The 20,066-nt window shown below is 34.4% G+C and carries 14 protein-coding genes, 1 tRNA gene and 3 pseudogenes; 10 read left to right on the plus strand and 8 right to left on the minus strand.

Translation table 11 applies throughout. The features are described 5' to 3' along the window. Positions 1-10 precede the first annotated feature (10 nt). Both AB1K81_RS16055 and AB1K81_RS16060 read right to left on the minus strand, forming a co-directional pair. Positions 11-538: a stage III sporulation protein AH gene (locus AB1K81_RS16055; protein WP_412977694.1), complete on the minus strand. Its 528-nt coding sequence runs from the start codon at positions 536-538 to the stop codon at positions 11-13. 180 nt (positions 539-718) lie between these two features. Then, entirely contained in the window at positions 719-1,150 is a 432-nt protein-coding gene (locus AB1K81_RS16060; protein ID WP_412977695.1) for a hypothetical protein, read from the minus strand. 1,030 nt (positions 1,151-2,180) lie between these two features. Between AB1K81_RS16060 and AB1K81_RS16065 the strand changes: the two are divergent. The 6 genes and pseudogenes from AB1K81_RS16065 to AB1K81_RS16090 form a co-directional block, all read left to right on the plus strand. Next, positions 2,181-2,279 (plus strand): annotated as a pseudogene (locus AB1K81_RS16065) (hypothetical protein); the annotation flags it as partial. Positions 2,280-2,330: 51 nt separating this feature from the next. Continuing rightward, positions 2,331-2,513, plus strand: a pseudogene (locus tag AB1K81_RS16070) (aldehyde dehydrogenase family protein); the annotation flags it as partial. A gap of 269 nt (positions 2,514-2,782) precedes the next feature. Next, positions 2,783-4,273, plus strand: coding sequence for a spore germination protein (locus AB1K81_RS16075; RefSeq protein ID WP_412977696.1), 1,491 nt, complete (start codon positions 2,783-2,785; stop codon positions 4,271-4,273). Then, positions 4,251-5,354, plus strand: coding sequence for a GerAB/ArcD/ProY family transporter (locus tag AB1K81_RS16080; RefSeq protein WP_412977697.1), 1,104 nt, complete (start codon positions 4,251-4,253; stop codon positions 5,352-5,354). Before AB1K81_RS16075 ends, AB1K81_RS16080 begins: the two co-directional genes overlap by 23 nt. After that, on the plus strand, positions 5,341-6,453 hold the full coding sequence (locus tag AB1K81_RS16085) for a Ger(x)C family spore germination protein (RefSeq protein ID WP_412977698.1): 1,113 nt from the start codon (positions 5,341-5,343) through the stop codon (positions 6,451-6,453). Before AB1K81_RS16080 ends, AB1K81_RS16085 begins: the two co-directional genes overlap by 14 nt. Positions 6,454-6,470: 17 nt before the next feature. Next, positions 6,471-7,019: a hypothetical protein gene (locus tag AB1K81_RS16090; protein WP_412977699.1), complete on the plus strand. Its 549-nt coding sequence runs from the start codon at positions 6,471-6,473 to the stop codon at positions 7,017-7,019. A gap of 153 nt (positions 7,020-7,172) precedes the next feature. On the opposite strand, the pseudogene AB1K81_RS16095 reads toward AB1K81_RS16090, so the two are convergent. The 5 genes and pseudogenes from AB1K81_RS16095 to AB1K81_RS16115 form a co-directional block, all read right to left on the minus strand. Then, positions 7,173-8,027: pseudogene (locus AB1K81_RS16095) on the minus strand (alcohol dehydrogenase catalytic domain-containing protein); the annotation flags it as partial. A gap of 18 nt (positions 8,028-8,045) precedes the next feature. Then, positions 8,046-8,414: a spore coat protein gene (locus tag AB1K81_RS16100; RefSeq protein WP_412977700.1), complete on the minus strand. Its 369-nt coding sequence runs from the start codon at positions 8,412-8,414 to the stop codon at positions 8,046-8,048. 16 nt (positions 8,415-8,430) lie between these two features. Continuing rightward, complete coding sequence (locus tag AB1K81_RS16105) at positions 8,431-8,676, minus strand: spore gernimation protein GerQ (protein WP_412977701.1); 246 nt, start codon at positions 8,674-8,676, stop codon at positions 8,431-8,433. Between the two features lie 731 nt (positions 8,677-9,407). Further along, complete coding sequence (locus tag AB1K81_RS16110) at positions 9,408-10,091, minus strand: DUF421 domain-containing protein (RefSeq protein ID WP_412977702.1); 684 nt, start codon at positions 10,089-10,091, stop codon at positions 9,408-9,410. 27 nt (positions 10,092-10,118) lie between these two features. After that, entirely contained in the window at positions 10,119-10,694 is a 576-nt protein-coding gene (locus tag AB1K81_RS16115) for a CBO0543 family protein (RefSeq protein WP_412977703.1), read from the minus strand. A 997-nt stretch (positions 10,695-11,691) separates the two neighbouring features. Here AB1K81_RS16115 and AB1K81_RS16120 point away from each other — a divergent pair. Together AB1K81_RS16120 and AB1K81_RS16125 are read left to right on the plus strand one after the other, a co-directional pair. Further along, positions 11,692-12,504 carry a LytTR family transcriptional regulator DNA-binding domain-containing protein gene (locus tag AB1K81_RS16120; protein WP_412977704.1) on the plus strand — a complete coding sequence of 271 codons (813 nt, stop codon included), beginning with the start codon at positions 11,692-11,694 and terminating at the stop codon, positions 12,502-12,504. Positions 12,505-12,847: 343 nt separating this feature from the next. Continuing rightward, positions 12,848-13,039 carry a Spo0E family sporulation regulatory protein-aspartic acid phosphatase gene (locus AB1K81_RS16125; RefSeq protein ID WP_412977705.1) on the plus strand — a complete coding sequence of 64 codons (192 nt, stop codon included), beginning with the start codon at positions 12,848-12,850 and terminating at the stop codon, positions 13,037-13,039. Between the two features lie 1,084 nt (positions 13,040-14,123). Here AB1K81_RS16125 and AB1K81_RS16130 read toward each other — a convergent pair. Next, a tRNA-Ala gene (locus AB1K81_RS16130) sits at positions 14,124-14,196 on the minus strand. Positions 14,197-14,339: 143 nt separating this feature from the next. Between AB1K81_RS16130 and nagZ the strand changes: the two genes are divergently transcribed. Both nagZ and AB1K81_RS16140 read left to right on the plus strand, forming a co-directional pair. Beyond that, positions 14,340-16,025 (plus strand): beta-N-acetylhexosaminidase, encoded by a 1,686-nt coding sequence (gene nagZ / locus AB1K81_RS16135; protein WP_412977706.1) that lies wholly within the window; start codon positions 14,340-14,342, stop codon positions 16,023-16,025. A 271-nt stretch (positions 16,026-16,296) separates the two neighbouring features. Next, complete coding sequence (locus AB1K81_RS16140; protein ID WP_412977707.1) at positions 16,297-20,004, plus strand: 5'-nucleotidase C-terminal domain-containing protein; 3,708 nt, start codon at positions 16,297-16,299, stop codon at positions 20,002-20,004. Positions 20,005-20,066 lie beyond the last annotated feature (62 nt).

Consider the following 20,066-nt stretch of genomic DNA (forward strand, 5'->3'; position numbering starts at 1 on the left):
AGGATAACAATTAACATAAAGTAAGTTTAATTCCTATATTTTTAATACATGATACTTCACTAGGATTTTCAGTTTTGAGATATGTGCTTTTTTCATGTGAAATATTTATTAACCATGGTTGGTTATTTTTAAAGAAAGATAAATCCTCGGGTAGATATGGATATATCCACCCATGAAGTGAATTAGTCTTATTTTTTAAGAACGTAAGGGTATCTTCATTTGTTTTGTAAAAATAAACTTCTGCCGTTTCACCATCTAACATAGTACTTGCCCATTCAGAAGTTACTTCCATTTTAATTTTATGAGCTTCTATTTCTCTTAAAATCTTTCTTATTTCTTTAGGATTTCCCATGTCAGTTCGGATAACTAGTTGAAAACTATCACAAATAGAACAGGCAAAATCTAATAGATTTTTATATTTTTCCCCTTTTGTTTCTTCTAGAAATTCATACATTTTATCATCCTTTACTTGCCAAATTGGTGGAATTATTTTAGAATGGAGCCCCATAGAATGCATGTTTAGTGATTCTGCCTTCATAAAAACTATCATAGAAGGTAGATCTTATACCTATGCACTGCCAGTGAACTTAAGTTAATTAAATAAGTTTAATTAAGTTAAATTGGCGTATTCTAATGTATCAATGAATCTATCCCCATTCCCCTCTTCCTGAGTTTACAGAGTTGTTATTTATAAATCTTTAAATGAAATGCATCTTCTTTAATCATCACTATTTAATTTAATGTATTTATATAGTACTTTCATGCCATCATTCACATCTATTAGTTGATTTAATTCTTCTATTACAAAAATGTATGTAGAATTACTTCCTTCCGGTGAGTAACTGTATTCAACGTTTCTAACTTCTGTCGAAAAACCATTAGGTAATAATGAAATATGATGATCTTCGACTTGATAAATACTTACGGTGAACTTGACATCATTGCGTTCAATATAGTCAATTTCAATAAATGGATCATCTTTCAGTATTACTTTTTCTGACCACTTTAAATCATAATAGAAATGATAAATTTCTACCATTTTGTCAAAAGAATCGTCTGAAGTTGTAACCGTTAGTATCTCTTCTTTTGTTTTGCCATCTTTTGCTGTAATAGAATCTATTATTGGAACACTATCAATAATGTTCCCCATAACTTCATCTACTTTCCTTCTTCCAGATAAAAAATGAAGCGCTACCTAAAACAAACAAAATAATTAAAATTAGCCACTTTTTTTCATAAGAATCCCCCTAAGAATAGTATATTTGATCAAAGGATGTTACCGGAAGAAATACCGGTAGAAATCATTTAACCATGATATCGAGACGACTTTTAAGTTTTATGGACATTTGTGGCCAACAGCGGATCAAGAAGCCAGTAAAATTTTAGAATAACAATATCTGAAAAACAAAGAGACAGAAAATGAGCAAGAATAAATGTGTACGTGTGTGAATAGGAGTGTTTTTAAGTAGAAGAGGGAGAAAAAATAAAGTGGATAATCCTATACTGGACAAGGGTTTGAAAAGAATGGAGCATAGCGGGCTCGAACCGCTGACCTTTGCACTGCCAGGGATACATAATTATAGGATTGTAACAGGATATTTTCTGAAGAAGTTGATTTAATAAGTTTTATTTACATCATGTTTATATTGTTTATGTTTTATTGTATATATATTGATAATTTTAGTTTGAATTTATCCCCAAAATTCGCCCCAATCAACCCAATATATTAATATGTACACCAAACTATATCCTCACCCAAAAAGGAATTACTATCTTTAAAGTCACCATTGGTGATGTCTAGAAGGACTGGAAAAAATATAATATAACAATATGGAACATTATTTGAAGACAATCCAGCGAGTGGGATTGGTCTGTAGAAGAGAGAGTCTGGTTTTATTCGATAAGGGAAATTGCTATCTTAAATTAAACTATGAAGGAGAGGACTGAAGCGATTTTTCTTAGGTGATTTTTCAATATCTAAAATAAACCTACACTTTACCTCGTCCGATTTATTTTTTCCTTACTGAACTCTTAAAGAGTTTTGTCCCCAAAGTAATACTTTGGGGACAGTCCCTTCAATTTTCTTATTTTCGAATTTAATAGTGTTTAAAATTAACAGTAAGTTTTATTTGGCAATAGGATAGCAGAACTTTGATCACTGCTGTTATCCTTCTGCTACTATGCTAGAAAATACATTAATAGGAAAGGAAAATAGAATTTACCGAAGTCCTTTAGGGTTAGTTGGTGTAATCGGGCTATTCAACTTTCCAATATATCCTGCCATGCGTTCGGTATCACCGGCACTTGCTGTCGGTAACGGGTTTGTACTGAAACCAGTAACTTCCGGTATGGTTTATGTGAATGACCAAAGCGTTAACGATGAGCCATTGATTGCGTTCGGAGGTGAGAAAGCATCTGGATAAGGCTGATTCGTAGGAAAATGGTCACTTGAAGTGTTTACTACCGACCAATGGATTTCTGTGCAAACCGAAGAAAGAGAAAGCTTTCCATACAGATTATCTGGAATAAAAATAAACATAAAGGAAAGACAGAACAGACACAAAAGGGATTATAAAATAATGGAGATAAAGGAACTGATTCAACCGATCCCCTTCTTGTTTAATCCCCACCTAAAAACAGGTTTGGAGGCGTTGATGTTCAAGTGTTTTGTCCCACTGATGTCCTTGCATTCTCTTTGAAAACTTCCATCTTCTAATTGCATAATTGTATTCAAATTCCACATACTACTAATAAGAAGTGGCGGTAAAAAGGGTGTGCAGTGATGCGACTTATAAGAAGTAAATTCAAAAAATCTATGAAAAATCAGGCAAATCTCTCCATAGAGAATATCAAAAGTCAATTAAATCATACCAGTGATTTAAAAGACCGTGAAATACATAGCAATAATCAAACTTATATTATCCTTTACATCAATTCATTAGTTGATCAGGAAAAGCTTGAGTCGAAAATAATTAAACCACTTACAAAAATGGAAAACAACAATATTTTAAATGAACTATATTGCCAGGAAATCAGCAGTGCCAAAAGTAATAAAATAGCCATCAACGGATTATTAGACGGTTATTGTCTGTTAATGAAAAAAGGCAGGAATAGTGAAGGATTCCTGTTGAAAACGAACGCATCAACCGATAGAGATGTTTCAGAGCCTATCGTAGAAAAAACAATTCTTGGGGCAAAAGTAGGTTTTGTTGAAAGTTTAGACAAAAACATTTTTTTACTCCGTACTCTAACAAAATCACCCGATTTCACGGTTAAAAAATATACATTGGGTTCCTCAACAACAACGAATGTATCACTAGTCTATTTGGATCATGTGACAGATCCGGAAATAATCAAAAAGGTTGAACAACGTATAAAAAGTATTACGCTTGATTCCATCCGATCAGAAGGAGATATTCAGGATTGCATTGAAGATCATACAGTTACTCCATTTCCACAGCTTTTACTAACAGAACGGCCAGATCGAGCTTCAGGAAATTTAAAGGACGGAAGGGTTGCTATAATTATAGATGGAAGTCCTACTGTAATTATATTGCCAGCAACATTTATGACTTTCTTTCAAACACCGGATGACTATATTACCCGTTGGTGGTTAGGTTCATTTTTTAGATTTATACGTCTAATCAGCTATATCATTGCACTTATTCTACCGGCATTATATATTGCATTCGTTTCATTCCATTATGAAGCAATTCCTTTGGAGCTTGTTTATTCGCTGCAGTCTTCGTTGAGCTACGTACCATTTCGGCCATTTATAGAGTTAATGATTATGCAGCTTTCCTTAGAGTTGCTTAGAGAAGCCTCCATTCGACTGCCACCTTCCGTTGCCCAGACTTTTGGGATCGTCGGAGGGCTAGTTGTAGGAACAGCAATGGTTGAGGCAGGAATTGTCTCCTATGGTGGTCTTATAGTTGTTGCATTAACATCAGTCTCATCATTTGTTCAGCCAAATCTAGAAATGAGCAGCTCGATTCGTATATTAGGATTTCCTTTAATGCTATTGGCAGCTACATTTGGTTTTTTAGGAATTGTCATTGGAGTTTTATTTGTGTTAATTCACTTGTCACGCCTTACTTCATTCGGTCTTCCATATTTTTCACCTTTTGTTCCATTGAACATGGAGGAGTTTAAAGATACTATCATTCGTGTTCCTTCTTGGATGATGTATAAAAATTCAGAAAATTCTCCTCATTATAAGCAAGAAAAACGATCAAGGAAGTGGAAACTAGATGAGAGTGAAGAGCCGTATTAGTTCTGTAAATTTATTTTTTCTGCTGGTGCAAACGATGATTGGTGTAGGCTTGTTATCATTACCTCATCAAACACATGAATCAGCAGGTAGTGACGGATGGATTTCCATTTTAATTTCTGGATTTTTTATTCAACTAATTGTACTGCTTATTTGGTTACTTTGCAGGAATTTCCCCAATCTTACCTTATTTGATTTTTCTAAAGTAATTTTGGGAGAAACTTCTGGAACTGTATTAAATTTTTTATATATTATTTACCTGCTCACAATGATTAGTTATATCTTCGTTATATATGCGGATACCTTGAAACGATGGATACTCCCTGAAACTCCAGTATGGATATTATTTTTGATAGAATTCATACTGCTTATTTATGGAAGTATTTGTAATGTAAAAAATTTGGTATCTTTATTTTCTTTACTATTCATATTCATCCTGTTTCTATTCTTCATTACGTTTTTGGTATATGGTGATCCATACATAGATATTCGCTATCTCTTCCCTATTGGTTCCAGTGGTGGATGGAATATTCTTAAAGGTACAAATGATTCCATGATATCCTTCATAGGGTTTGAAACATTACTTATTTATTTTGCTTTTATAAAGCAGTCTAAAACTATTTCAGCACTCAAAGGAGTTTTTTTAGCAGTATTATTTGTAACCATTTTTTTAACGTATATTGTGATTCTAAGTACCGTAATGCTTAGTCCTGAAGAAATAAAAATTACGCCGGAACCGGTTCTATATATACTAAGTGCAATGGAAATAAGAATTTTAAGCCGATTAGATTTAATATTTCTTTCTTTCTGGGGTCTGATAGTATTTACTACTATTATCAGCTACTCCTTTTCAGCAAGTATGGGAATAAGTAAATTAATCCATATCAAACATAAATTTGCTGTGATACTATCTGGAACATTCGTCCTTATCGTTTCGATAATATTTTATTATATGGAGATTACCTTACTTGAAAAATGGTTAAAGCATTTAAGTTTAATTTTCGGCATTATTATCCCTATCCTACTGCTTTTAATAACAATTATTTTTAAAAGAGGGGCGGCATCGACCTATGAGAAAAATTGAGCTCTTTTTAATCTTCTTTATTCTTCTATTACTAGCTGGGTGCTGGGATGAAAGACTTCTAAAGAATTCCCGTACTGTGTATTTATCAGGTTTTGACTTGGTTGAGAATGGGGATTATCAAACAACTTCAATTATTAGAGATATGAATATTAGTGAGTCAAGCAGGGGGGAAATATCCATATCGAATGAACTGGTAACTGGAAAAGGAGGTTCGATAAAAGAGGCAAGCATGACAATTGATCAAAGCGTACCTGGTAATTACGATCCAGCAAAAGGAAGAACTTTAATCTTAGGAATCGACGTCGCCAAAGGCGATATCTACAATGTGCTGGATTCTCTTTACCGGGATCCAAGGGTGGATTTAAACGCCAAAATTGCTATGACAGATAACAGTGCAAATGAGCTAATTACCCATTTATCCGAAAATGAAGTTGAAAAAGGGGAATATCTGTACGAATTGATTCACAGCAGTGAAACACATTCGGAGATCCAGGATATTACACTAAAATCGATTCGCACCTATTTGTTTGATGAAGGAAAAGATTTCATGCTCCCTTATCTGAGCAAGGACGAGGAAGATAATGAAGTTAAAATAAATGGGACTGCTCTTTTTAATGACAATAGCTTTACCGGACAGTTTCTTTCCCCTGATGAAAGTACTTTGCTATTATTATTTATGGAAACACAATCCCCAAAGGCGCTTTTAACAGAACAGTTAGATGAAAAAGCTGGCGGATCCGTAAGCTATAATGTAAAAAGCGTATCAAGAAAACTTAAGCTGGAAAAAGAAGAAAAGGTACATGCTGATATTATGCTGCAATTGGACGTAGAGATTGTTGACTATCCTCCAGACCATTTAGATAAGCAGGAAATGATTATTTTTTTGGAAAATAGATTATCAAAGATTCTCACTGAAAAAGCGGATGCTCTGTTCAAGAAACTTGCAGCGAATCAAAGTGACGTACTTGGATTAGGCAGAGAACTCATTGCCTTTCATCCATCTATATGGAAAGAAATAAAGGGAGTAAATTATTATGAGCATATCCTTGTTAATCCAGAGGTAAAAGTCAATGTTAGAAGTAGTGGAATCATTTTGTGATTGGGGTAGTCTCCCAAATGATAGCAAACAGGCTGGTTGAATTGTTTCCATTCCATCAAAGATATGATTTGTACAAGATGTTAGTGGATATCTTGTGTAACTGTGCAAGTGTACCTGAATCGTATAACGATCCCAGGTTTACTTTAATTAAAAATGAACTGGGTCTTAAAAAAGTAGAGGGATTTAAGTATCAATGGTTTATCGATGAAAATGACGATAATGATAATCAAATTGAGCAAAATTTAGATGCTGCAATCTATCGCTTTATAAATCAACTTTCTGGTACTTTATCCGATTATCTAGTAATTAAATATGATTTACAATATGCAATTAAAGATTATGAGAATCTTGATAGAAATGATGCTTTCTATGAAGAAAAGATGGATAAAATTCACTCTTATATTAATCAGCTAGTTGAAGGTTTAAACGATAGTATAGTGTCAGTTAAATTTAATTTGTTTTATGAGAAGGAAATTCCTTCATTCGATATGGATCTTTATCTTTTAAGTATAGTAGAAAAAAGTAGAAAGGTTGCTTCCTCTAATACTGTGGGAGAATTAAACTAAACTTAGCGGCTTCATTACCGGAATTCTGATTATTATGTACAGAAAAATAATTAGAATGTCCTTAATGATTTATAATAATTCTCCTACTGCTTTTGGAGGTTATGGCAGTATCGTTGTTGATACTGCTTTTTCTATGAAATAATAAATTATAATTGAAGCCATGATAAATGCACTAAATGCACCGCCTTGAAGTTTCATTCCGCTTGCAAGGAATTCTAAATCAGTCATTTTACCGTCCATACCAACAGCGTCAATGACAACATCTGCACCGCCTTTGGTGATTTCCTTAAGAAAATTTCCTACATTCTCATGGTCCTCAAAATTAACAACTTCTACTTTGTTAGTGCGCTTGGCGTGCTACAGGCGATAATTGACATAATCTACGGCAATGACACGCTCGGCTTCTTTTAGCCAACAGAATTTTTGAGCAAAAAGACCAACCGGACCACAGCCAAGAACAATAACTGTATCTCCATCCTTTACGCCTGCATTGTCAACACTCCAAAAACCAGTAGTCATCGCATCGGCAATAACTGTTAACTTTTCATCTGGTTCTTCACAAGTCTCTGGAATTTTGAAATGAGTAAAGTTGGCAAATGGCACTCTTAAATATTCAGCTTGCCCACCTGGATAGCCACCCGTCGTACCAGAATATCCGAAATAGGCACCCATATCACCGTTATCATTAGAATTATCACATTGGATTTCCAAATGGTTTTTACAGTAAGAGCATTCACCGCATGCTATATTAAAAGGAATAATGACACGATCTCCCTTTTTAAGTTTAGTCACATCTGGACCAACTTCTTCGACGATTCCCATTGGTTCATGGCCAATAACATAGTTTTCTTGCAGGTTAGGAATCATGCCATGAATTAAATGTAAATCAGACCCGCATATAGCTGTACTCGTTACCTTAATAATCATGTCATCTGGTTTTTCAATCTTTGGATCTGGAACTTCTTTGACTACAACATTATTAATACCTTGATACGTTACTGCTTTCATGTTATACAGTCTCCAGTGTTAGTGATCATCAGGTGCCCGGTCAAACATACCTTTTCTATTGGTCTCAACAGGTAATAGATTCATTTTGCCAATCATCAATGTATTGTTGGCAGAGAGTTGATCAAGTTTATACTGTTCACTTAGTTCGTGTGGATGGAACCATTTTTTATTAATCATTAGTTCTGTGATTTCTTGGTGCATGGCAATACCTTGCATTAACTGGTTTCGTAAGAGGATTCTAACATCAGGTGATGCAGCCTCCGTTAATGCTACAGCAATATTGCGCACACCTTCTTTGCTACGGAGAAGTAAATCCATCGCTAATGTGGTATCTGCTAGCTCTGGTACGTGGAGCGCATTTATAGGGTCTAAATAGTCCTGGTTCAATGAAATTTCCTCCTCTTCAATTTATTATTGGTGTTGGACGGTTTTGAGGAACTGGAGTTTCAAAAGGTGCGCGTTGATATACTGCTTTTAATTCTCCAAGCGCTCCCATTGATTGTTCAACATCTTTTTGCATTAATGCTCTCAAATCATGATCAAATACGAGTCCTTGCATTAGTTTTGATTTCGCTATGCAAAGGGTTTTAAAATTGATAACTTCATGTAAATCTAATGATTCATAATCTGCTAATTTTTGATTATCCATTTCTAACCAACCTCCTTATTCATTAATACAATCAATTGTATTGTTCCAAAAATAAGAGTGAACATACCTTAATGTATTTTAATGGTAAATCATCATAAATGGTTGGAATATTCATGAGTGGGGGAAATTCATTTATTACGATGCCTGAGGATGATTGTTGGCGGTCTTTTTTCTTGTGTCTAAGAAAATGTTCAACTAGAAATATATAGTTGAACATATAATACGAAAGGAAGAAGAAATGCCTTATCCTTTTTACTATTTTTTTGATTAAGAACATCCATCTTAAGAAAAATCGTTTTTATTCTTGAAGAGAAGACATTGAATATCGGACCAATGGTTCAATTGTAATTTGGATGTTCCTTCCTAAAGGAAAATCAGGATGTGTACTTTCGTGTATGCTAAACAACTCTTTCTCCTGTACAACATTCACTGCCTTATATACGTAGAACAGATTGATACTAGATAATTCCTTTCCGAGTTTAGCACCTGCAATATCTGGATTCACTTCTATCCCGTAGAAATCGAATCTTATTCATAAGAATAAGGCGATGCCGCTTGGAGCACCTTGTTTAGCTCCCCGATTGAGGAAGACTAAAGAGTAACAAACACCTTTTCGGATAAATTCTTAAAACGGATTCTCTAGTTCATCTTAATTAATAAACGGTAAATTTTATTTTTAAATCAACATAATATTCACCAAGAAAATTGATATGCTCTTATCCTAACAAATTTTATTTAGGGCTTATATGTATGCCTTCACTCTTTCGCCAATCTGCGTAGAGTATACGCTTTACATTATCATATCCATTGGTAGTTAATTGGTTATCTAACCACTGTTGATCAAATCCAAGTTCATGTAAATTACCCCATAAAATTTCCCCATCTATAATTAACGATGTTGGGAGTTCTACTGAACTTTCTGGAAGATTGAGATCTTGCTTGTCTGGTTTTTGATACTTGGATTTTAATAATAAACTTAATTGCCCATTTGCTTCCAAAATACCGTATTTGACTTCGCGAACTGAAAAGACATTATTTAGTCGGAGTATACTCAATACTTGATTTACATCCAATTTGTTCTTTGCAAGTAACTTTCTGTCCATAACACCATCTCGAATGATTATGTTAGGATTGCCTAATAAGAGAGGACGTGTCGATTTAATTTTTAGAGTCATAAACTCTATTCCCAACATAAGAAAAGTCCACAATCCGACGGCATATAAAAAATGAAAAATCCTTACCTTATCTTCATAAATGGTATTTCCTAAAAAATCTCCAAGTACTAACACAAAAACTAAGTGAAACGGGGTTAACTGATAGATGGATGTTCTGCCTGTTATGATAATGATAATAAATAAAGTGGCAAAACCAACGATGACTTTGATCGTCAGTAAACCAATATTAACTTCTTCCAAAGTTTTTTCCTCCAATTTAAATTTTACTTAGGTGTAAGATCTTGAGGTTTTAGATAAAGAGGCTAGTTTTAGTATTAAAGCTCGAGTTCCAATTCCAACAATGATGTAATATATGAATGAATATCTGTATCCCCACTCTAAATAATTAACAAGTTTGATCCACTCGCATAAGGGTTCACCTATAAAGGCATATGTTAGTGCCATAACGATCTGGGCTAAAATAAAAGATTTCCATGTTCTAAAATATTGGTATAACAACATGTAAGCTACAGGTACCATTGAAAAATCAAAAGGAAAGGCCCGAGGAATAATAGGTAGGAATGCAATTGGATAATCCCAAAAACTATATTGTGCACCAACTACATCTAATAAGGTTGTTGTCAAGATAATTATGGTACCAAATAACAAAATTTCTAAAATAATGTCTCGTTTAACAAGTTTAGCCCATATAACCCAAGGCACAATTAAAAAAATTACTAGAATCCACCATTCCAAAGTTAAAAACTCATTTTTTAGCCAACCATTTAATTCTAAATGATAGAGCTTATCTTCTAATAAACGTATTTCCTTAGGATTTTCAAATATATTATCTATTGTTATCATCCCTTGTGTTCAGATATTTTTGATCTTAGACTCTTTGAGCCACCTTTTTAGTATTTCCTTTTTTTGGTAATTAATTCCCATTGTAAATAAGAAAAATTTAAGGTCTGACATTGAGCTTATTGAAAACTCTTTAGCAACGAAAGAGTTTCTTGACTTTGACTACATAAAAGAGCTTTTTGAAGAAGTCGAGATTTATTTCAGTAATCAACTTGAAAAATCATATGAAGAGTTAATTAGTTTTAATAAGTCTTTACTTGAAGATAGGAGAGTTCATTTATCAAAGCTTCTTATTGTCAAAAGGGCAGAACTTAAAGTTCCACTTTAGTAAATAAAATGAATAAAAACAGATAGGAATTTTAATTATCCTGTCTGTTTTTGTCTCTTTAATATCCACGGTGAACCGTATCAATGTATATCAGATCACATAATCTATTTTAGTAAACACTGCTACAATATATGTCTGCGATCACGACTCAAGCCATGTGGAGTGTGTGGCATTACTAGTTAAAAAAGATAAAGCATAAAAATTATATTTGGGCAAGTTTTACACCTGAACACAATACTAAAAAAACCTCACTTTGGTGCTTTGTCATCAAAGTGAGGTTTACTATTACTATTAATACTAAATCAAATTTTGAAAGTCTTATTAATCTCCACACTTAAAACCTTCAAAAATAAAAGACTGTGCTTCCCCGCTTTTTGTGTATGTCGCACTGTTGCTAATATTAGTACCTTCAAATTGATAAATAGTTATCTTTAATCTATCAATCTTTTTCCATATGCCGTTACTTTCAGTGTATAATTTTAGTCACTTATTCTGTAAAAACAATATCCCCAATCAGTATGATTGCTATAAATAAACTATAAAGCCTAGTAGCCAATAAATGTAATTCGGTAACTGACTTCCTAGTACTAGTTCTTGTCTATTTTTACATAATATAGTATTCTGAAAATTGAGAAGAAAATAGGGTAAATTAAATGTAATGGGGAAAATAAAATGAGCGATCCTAGATATATAAAACAATTAGATATACATCATACCGGAATGGTTTTTACGTTTGTAAAAAAAGGTAATGAATTTGTTCATACCAACATTGAAGGACAGTTAGTTTATAACCTAGGATATACACCAAGTGATATTATAGGTAAAACTTTAACTGAACTCTTTCCTGGGGAATATGCCGAGATGAAATATAACTATTACTCAGATGCTTGGGCAGGGAACATTATCCACTATGAAAGTATTATAAATGGGATTCAATATATTGCCTATTTGAGGCCGATCTTAGAGGGTGGTAAAGTAGTTGAGGTGATAGGATCGTGTATTAATGTAACAGAGCAAACAGAATTACAAAAATCTATGTCTATAAAGAACAACTCAAAACCCATTTTTTTAACAAGTTTAATGGAAGAAAAATTATATAATGCTCTACAAACCGCTGCTGACCTAATCAATCATACTTCGAAACAAGCGAATAATGCTGAGAGAAGGAACTTGACGATTAAAGAGAATAATAATATCATCTTTATCCCAGTTTCGGAGATTATATTTATTGAAAGAGTGGATAGAAAATCACTTATTCATACAAATAACAAACGGTTTGAAACGTATGAAGCATTAACTTGTTTGCATCAACAACTAAACGAAAATTTTATAAGGTGTCATAAGTCCTATATATTAAATACAGATTATTTAGAGGTTATTGAACAAAGAGGCCAAAAATATTTTGCCCATTTTAGGGACTACGATATGGAAGCTAGAATTTCAATCAACTTGGTTAAGTTATTAAAAATGTATAAATCAAACTAACTCGGCAACTATTTTGCTGGGTTTTTTAATTTTTATAAAATTATATAATTTTTGTTTCTAATTAAAAAATTAATGTCTAAAACAGTTAATATATTGTTCGAAATATGTTAGATATTGTTTGAAGTGAATTAGACAACAAAATAAATTACCTATATTATAGGACCTATTATATAGATTAAATAACAATCATGGGTACTATTCTGATTCTTATTAACTAAGTTCGAAAGTTGCGAGGTGAATTAATAGGAAATTAAGCCTAAAGCAAACAGTAAAATACCATATATGTTCATCGAGGAAAACATGGGCATTTGGATCACTATTTTGAAAGGGGGAGACTACTGTTATGGGAAATGGAGAAATATTTCAACAAAATACTACCCTTCATTCTGAAATAGAAGATAAAAGGAAACGTCTCATTTTACTTGGAAAAGAATTGGGACTAACGCACCAAGAAACGGTTCTAAACAGCCAGTTACTAGATGAACTAATCAATGAATATATTAAAAGTAAGTCGAAAGAAAGAAAAGATAGGTAATCTCGTTTTTTCGAAACATATACGAATCCAACAATATATAAAAGTTAAAGGAGACCAAACTTTTGAAGAAGATGACCAGTGGGCTTGTGCTAGAAAATTGGCGAGGTGAAGTCAAGATTTTGTTGTACATTGATTTACCACTTCCTTTGTTGATATTATACAATGCTTTTGCGTGAATTTATTTGATTTAGGGTAAGAGCCACATAGATATAATTAAAGTTATTGAACTTGAACATTTAGTTGTCTTTAACAATAGTAACCTCTTTTCACCAGTATATATAGATTTATATAATGAATGGAATTGAAGTGCTGAAACGTATGTTATTTTGAATGTAATTTGTAATGCTAATTAATATCCAGCGACTTTTTCTACACAATTTATCTTGTAAATATGTCTAGCATAGATATTGAAAGTTTAGAGTATGAAGCTTTGGCATATATGACAGATGGTGAAGACTTGATTCAAATTAATAAAGCACATAAACGTTTGGGCAAGCTCCCAGCTAAAGATTTCGGGAAAAATAGGAAATGACAATGAAGGATCGTTTGGAATTGATAAATAATTTTCTAATGGAGTGAAAAAAACTAATATTCCAATACGGTTATTTGATATAAAGTGAGTAGTTTATTTTATAAAGGCATTATTTAGCTCTGTCTATTCCTCTGACGAAGCAAATAGTAAAAAGGTATAGACCAAATTTATAGGCAGTATATAATTGTTCATGTTTATGTTTAATATTGGTCTAATTCATGTTTAGTGGATGTGAAGGAACGTTGACTTAATAGGGTTTCTAGAGGCTGTTTGTTCATGTTTATATGGTTAATAGATGGGTGGCATGATGTAATAAGCCGTCTCAACCCTTGATATGAGTGGGTTTTATGTAAGATGAGAGAGGTTTGTTAACATTCTGTTAACATTGGGGGAATTTTAATGGAGGCTTCTCATAAGTTTGTCCAAGTTAATTGAAGAGACAAAGGTTTCGCCCCAAAAAGTCTGTATTACTAAAAATTGAATAAAACCGTTGAAAAAATAAAGAGGACTCAATCCCAATAAGAATAAGGGTTTGAGTCCTATCTGTATCAATGGAGCATAGCGGGCTCGAACCGCTGACCTCTACACTGCCAGTGCAACGCTCTCCCAGCTGAGCTAATGCCCCGAAGTTATATACTCCTATTATAATCATTCCATTACACTGTTTCAATAACATTAGAATAGGAGTATAGTTGATGGTGAAACGTATATCTTTTATTATACGTCTTATGAAAAGCAGTAAATAAAAGGAGAGGGGTTTTCTGAGTTATGAAGAAGTTTCTAATCGTAAGTAGCATCATATTTATCCTTCTCGTCGTCACATTAGCCATATTATTTGGAAAGAATCTATTAGAGCCAGAAACTATATTTTCCGCTAATAATGCCAATGAAAGTAAGCATACCCCTGTTGAAAAGGGTATAGGCAATATAAACTCTTCCAATCAACTCATTCAAGACATTGTAGAACATGCAAAAGATGGAAGGGTACCTGGAGTGTCCATAATTGCCGGTGAATCCGACATTGACGTAGTACCAAAGAGTTGGGGAGAGCCTGCGAATGCTACTACAACTAATGACGGTACTTATGTAGACTTTACAGACGAAAACTTAACGATCGGCTATAGTGGGAAGATTATCTTTGATGTTAGATCATCAGATGAATCCCTTGCTACTATACATTTTAATGACATTATCGAGTCATTAGGAAAAGCAGATGAACAGCGATACTATAAAGACGACCAAGTAGATCAAATTATTTTAGTGTATCAAATAAATGACAAGTATGAACTAAAATGGGTCATGCAAAGACCAACAGATGATGAAGAAAATCCTGCATTACACCATATTTCGGTCTATACAGACCCATCCCAATTATCAACTACAAACATAATCGAGTCGCTTACACTTGATGAAAAGATTGGTCAGATGATTATGGCGGGGATCGATGGTACAACAACAGAACCAGAAACGATAAATTTAATTGAAGACTATAAAGTTGGAGGAATTATTTTCTTTAGTAAAAATTTGACTAGTTATAGTCAGTCTTTACAGCTAGTAAATGGAATTAAACGAATGAATTCTGTAAATAAAATTCCACTATTTTTATCGGTCGATCAAGAAGGTGGAAGCGTAAGAAGACTTCCTGGACTAGAGGAATTACCTTCTAATAAAGAGATTGGATTGAAACATGATCCAAATCTTTCTTACCAAATTGGTGAGATCCTAGCTAAAGAATTATATGCATTTGGAATGAATATGAATTATTCTCCGGTTATGGATGTTAACAGTAATCCACAAAACCCTGTAATTGGAGATAGGTCCTTTGGAGATAGTCCTAGCCTTGTTAGTAAACTTGGGATTCAAACGATGAAAGGGATGAAGGATAACCAAATCATCCCAGTTATCAAGCATTTTCCGGGTCATGGGGATACGTCGGTAGATTCGCATTTGGAACTGCCTCGAATTGAAAAAAGTGTAGAGGAATTACGTGAGCTAGAACTGATACCTTTTATTAATGCGATTAACGAAGGTGTAGATGTTGTCATGGTAGCGCATATTTTATTTCCGCAGCTCGATTCTAATTTTCCATCCTCGATGTCAAAACCGATTATGACGGATTTGCTAAGAGAAGAATTGCATTATGATAATGTTATCATTACAGATGATATGATGATGGATGCTATTAAAAACCATTATGAATCCGGAGAAGCGGCCGTTCAGTCAGTAAAAGCTGGGAGCGATATTATTTTAATTAGTAAGGAATATGAAGATATCGTAGAAGCATTCGAAGCAATTAAGGCTGCCGTTGAAAATGGTGAGATTAGTGAGGAACGTATCAATGAAAGTGTTCTAAGAATACTGGAGTTAAAGAGAAAATATAATGTTAGTGATGAGCAAGTGGAGTACTATAATATAGATCAAATCAATAAGCAAATTAAAGAGTTAATACAGTAGAAAGGGGCTAATTTATTTAGCTCCCTTTTTAATTCTTCTGGTTAACGAAATGCCAAATTCAATCTGCGTAATTGAGCCTAGCTAGGTACCATATATTTTCATACACGCTAATAGGGTATTTTTTACTATTTTTCAAATATTCATAGTTCCATAGAATCAAATTTGTCATACTTTACAAAAACTACATAGAATCGGCTGATTTAATATGGTATTAATGAAATGTAAGATATCCTTTTAGCATTACTAATCTATGAAAAAATGGAGGGTACCAATGAAAAAAGCATCGATTAAGAAGCTGTTTAATTTATTTCTCGTTTTTGCTTTAATTTTTATGAATACACCAGCTGTATTCGCATCGACCTCAGGTGAGGGAGAATCATTTGCCGAGGATTTATTTATCTCTGAATATGTAGAGGGTAGTTCCTTTAATAAGGCAATTGAGATTTACAATGGAACTGGAGAAGCAGTTAATCTATCAAACTATACACTAGAGTTGTATAGTAATGGTGCCGCGTCCCCGAGTCAATCATTGACATTATCAGGTATTTTAGAGCATGGGGATGTTCTCGTATTGGCCCATGCCAGTGCAAGTGAAGCAATTTTAAATGTTGCGGATCTAACAAATAGTGCAGTAATAAATTTTAATGGTGACGATGCAGTTGCACTGAAAAATAATAGTAGTTTAACAGATGTAGTTGGTACGATTGGAGAAAGACCGAACTTTGGTACGGACAAGACATTAGTTAGAAATTCTTCTGTTGTTGCACCGAGTGATGTTTATAATGAATCACAATGGATTAATCAAGGGAAAGATAATTTTACATATTTAGGATATCATGAAATGGATGGAGTGGAGCCGGGTGAACCAGGAGACCCTGGTGATCCAGAAGAACCAGTTGAACCTGGTGAGGTAGCACCAATTGGTGATGTTCGTAACCTAGCAGATGGTACAGTAGTAACGGTAGAAGGTATTGTTACTGCAAATAGTGATGCTATTAGTAATGTTGGCCAGTTTACGACTTATGTTCAGGATGAAACGGCTGGTATTAATCTATTTGCCTATCAAAAAGGTGATTTACCAAGTCTATCAAAAGGTGATAAGGTTCAAGTTACTGGTGAGCTAGACTCTTACAATGGATTGAAAGAAATTATTCCATCTTCTGTTGAAGTGTTGGCAGAAGATCAAGCTTTACCAGAAGTACAATCGATTTCGTTAGAAGATTTACAAGACCCAGCTATTGCGGAGGCTTATGAAGGGGAATTAGTTCAAGTGAATGGATTCATTAATAACATTCCTTCTAGTCCTGCAGGTGGTGGGTACAATGTTTCTTTATTAGATGCAGGTTTTAATGGTACTACATTACGTGTGATGGTGAATGCGTTAGATATTACGCAAGTAGAATCCAATAAGTGGTATGACATTACGGCAATTGTTAGTCAGTATAATGATTACCAATTAATCCCTACTGAACAAGCGGATATTCAACTTGCTTCAGAGCAACCAGATCCACCATCTCCGGCTGGACTCTATGAAACTACTGTAGCTAGTGTTACTGACGGTGATACTATTCGTATTGAATCTCCAGTATTCGGGGAAACACGAGTACGTTTCTTGAATATGGATACAGCCGAAACATATGATGCACATAACAATGACCCAGCACGTGCTGAAATTAATGAAAATCAACAGTACTATGGTGAATTAGCAAAATCTTATATTAGTGAGTTAATTCAACCTGGTGATGAGATATATTTGAAAATTGGTGAAGAAGCCACCGATGATTATGGACGCATTTTAGCAGAAGTTATTCGAAAAGAAGATAATCTTAATATTAACTTAGAGATGGTCGCTCAAGGATATGCATCAACATACTTCCTTGCACCTATCGATGAAGAAGCATACCCTGTTTATCAAGAAGCGGTAAGGGAAGCAAAGGATGCTGGGTTAGGTATTTGGAATCCAGAAAACCCATTATTAGAGCTACCATTTGTATTTCGTGCATTTGACGATCAAAAAGGATTGTTAAGATACGTTGGAAACTCTGATACGATGGAATATGTGGAACCAGAGAATTATGAAGAGGTTCCAGTGGATAAGCGCATTTTCTTCACAAGCCCAGAGGAAGCAGAATCATATGGATTTACAGCAGCAGGATCAGGGAATGAAGATCCGAATATTTTAGAAGTACAGTTACTAAGCATGAATGACCTTCATGGTAAAATTGATCAAGAATATATGCTAGATCCAGATGGTGACGGTGTAAGTGAGATGCATGGCCGTATGGATTATACAGCAGCATCAATTAAAGAACGTGAGGCTGAAAATCCAAATACTCTAATTGTCCATGCTGGGGACATGATTGGTGGAAGCTCACCAGTTTCTGGTTTATTACAAGATGAACCTACTGTCGAAATTATGGAAGAGATTGGGTTTGATGTAGGAACTGTTGGAAACCATGAATTTGATGAAGGAGTAGAAGAGCTTCTTCGTATGGTAAATGGTGGCGAGCACCCAGAAGATAAGGGGACAGAAGGCTATGATGGCATGAACTTCCCTGTACTTTGTGCGAACTGTGTTTACGAGGATACTGGTGAATTATTCTTAGACCCTTATTACATTGCAGAGGTTGATGGGGTAGAAGTTGGATTTATCGGTGTTAATACGGTTGAAACTGTGAATATGGTAATGCCAGCTTCCTTAGAAGGAATTGCTTTTACGGATGAGGCGGAAGCTGTTAATAATGCGGTTGATGAACTTACTGCACAAGGTGTAGAAGCTATTATCGTCTTAGCTCATATGCCAGCCTATCAATCTGGTGCGAGTGCATCCGGTGCTGCTGCAGACCTTGCTAACGCAGTAAATGATGAAGTCGATATTATTTTTGCAGCGCACAATCATGCGGTAAATAATGCGGTTGTGGATAATAAACTAATCGTGCAAGCAAGTGAATATGGTAAAGCATTCGCTGATGTAGATATAGAAATTGACCGTACAACTGGTGATATTGTTTCTAAGGAAGCAGAGATTGTATTTGTAAATCAAAATGATTATACACCTGACCCAGTCGTTGCGGATACATTAGCATACTACGCAGAGGCAATTGCACCAATTATTAATGAAGTAGTTGGTTATAACGCTCAAGACTTAACTGGCAGTTATACAAATGATAGTGACCATGGATTAGGAAACTTAATTGCAGATGGTATGAAATGGGCGATGAACAGTGACTTTGCCATGCAAAACGGCGGTGGTATCCGTGATGACCTATTAGCTGGACCAATTACTTGGGGAGAGTTATATAATATCTTGCCATTTGGAAATACGTTAATGACCGTTGAAATTACTGGTGCTGATCTATATCCAATTCTAAATGAACAGTTATCTGGTTATGGGGCAGACTACAGTATTTCAGGATTTCGCTATACGTTCAACCCAGAACTACAAGAAGTAGTGGATATTACATTACCAGATGGTTCACCAATTGATTTAGATGCAGTATATACATTAACGGTAAATAACTATATGGGTACATCCGATGGCCCGATTAATGACTTAGGTCAAAATCCAATTATGGGTCCAGTAGATGTTGATGCAGCAGTTGACTATGTACAAAGCTTAAATAGTACAGAAGATAATCCAATTGTTTATGAAGCAGATGGCAGAATCTCGACTACTGAAGAGGTTCCGGGTGAAGAACCAGAACAACCGGAGCCAACCTATGTAGAAGTACCTGTGAAACAAAACAATGGGACAGCAACGGTGCACAATAAGGATCTGGAAGGATTGGAGTACGGGGTACATGTTTTAATGAACATCTATAATCCAAAGAAGCCTAGAACATTATTACTGAATAAGAAACAAGTAGAATTGTTGAAAGCCCAAAATATTACGTTAGTCGTAACGAACGGTACAACTTCGAAAACCTTCGTTATGCGTGAAGTGCGAGACCGGATTTTACATGTTGATTTAGAAGATTAAGATTAGGTGGGTATCTCCTTTAGTGAGGAGATACCCTTTCTTTGTGTATAGGAGAATCGCCG

The sequence above is a fragment of the Ornithinibacillus jepli genome (genome assembly GCF_047228935.1).
In the GTDB taxonomy this organism is placed as follows: domain Bacteria; phylum Bacillota; class Bacilli; order Bacillales; family Amphibacillaceae; genus Ornithinibacillus.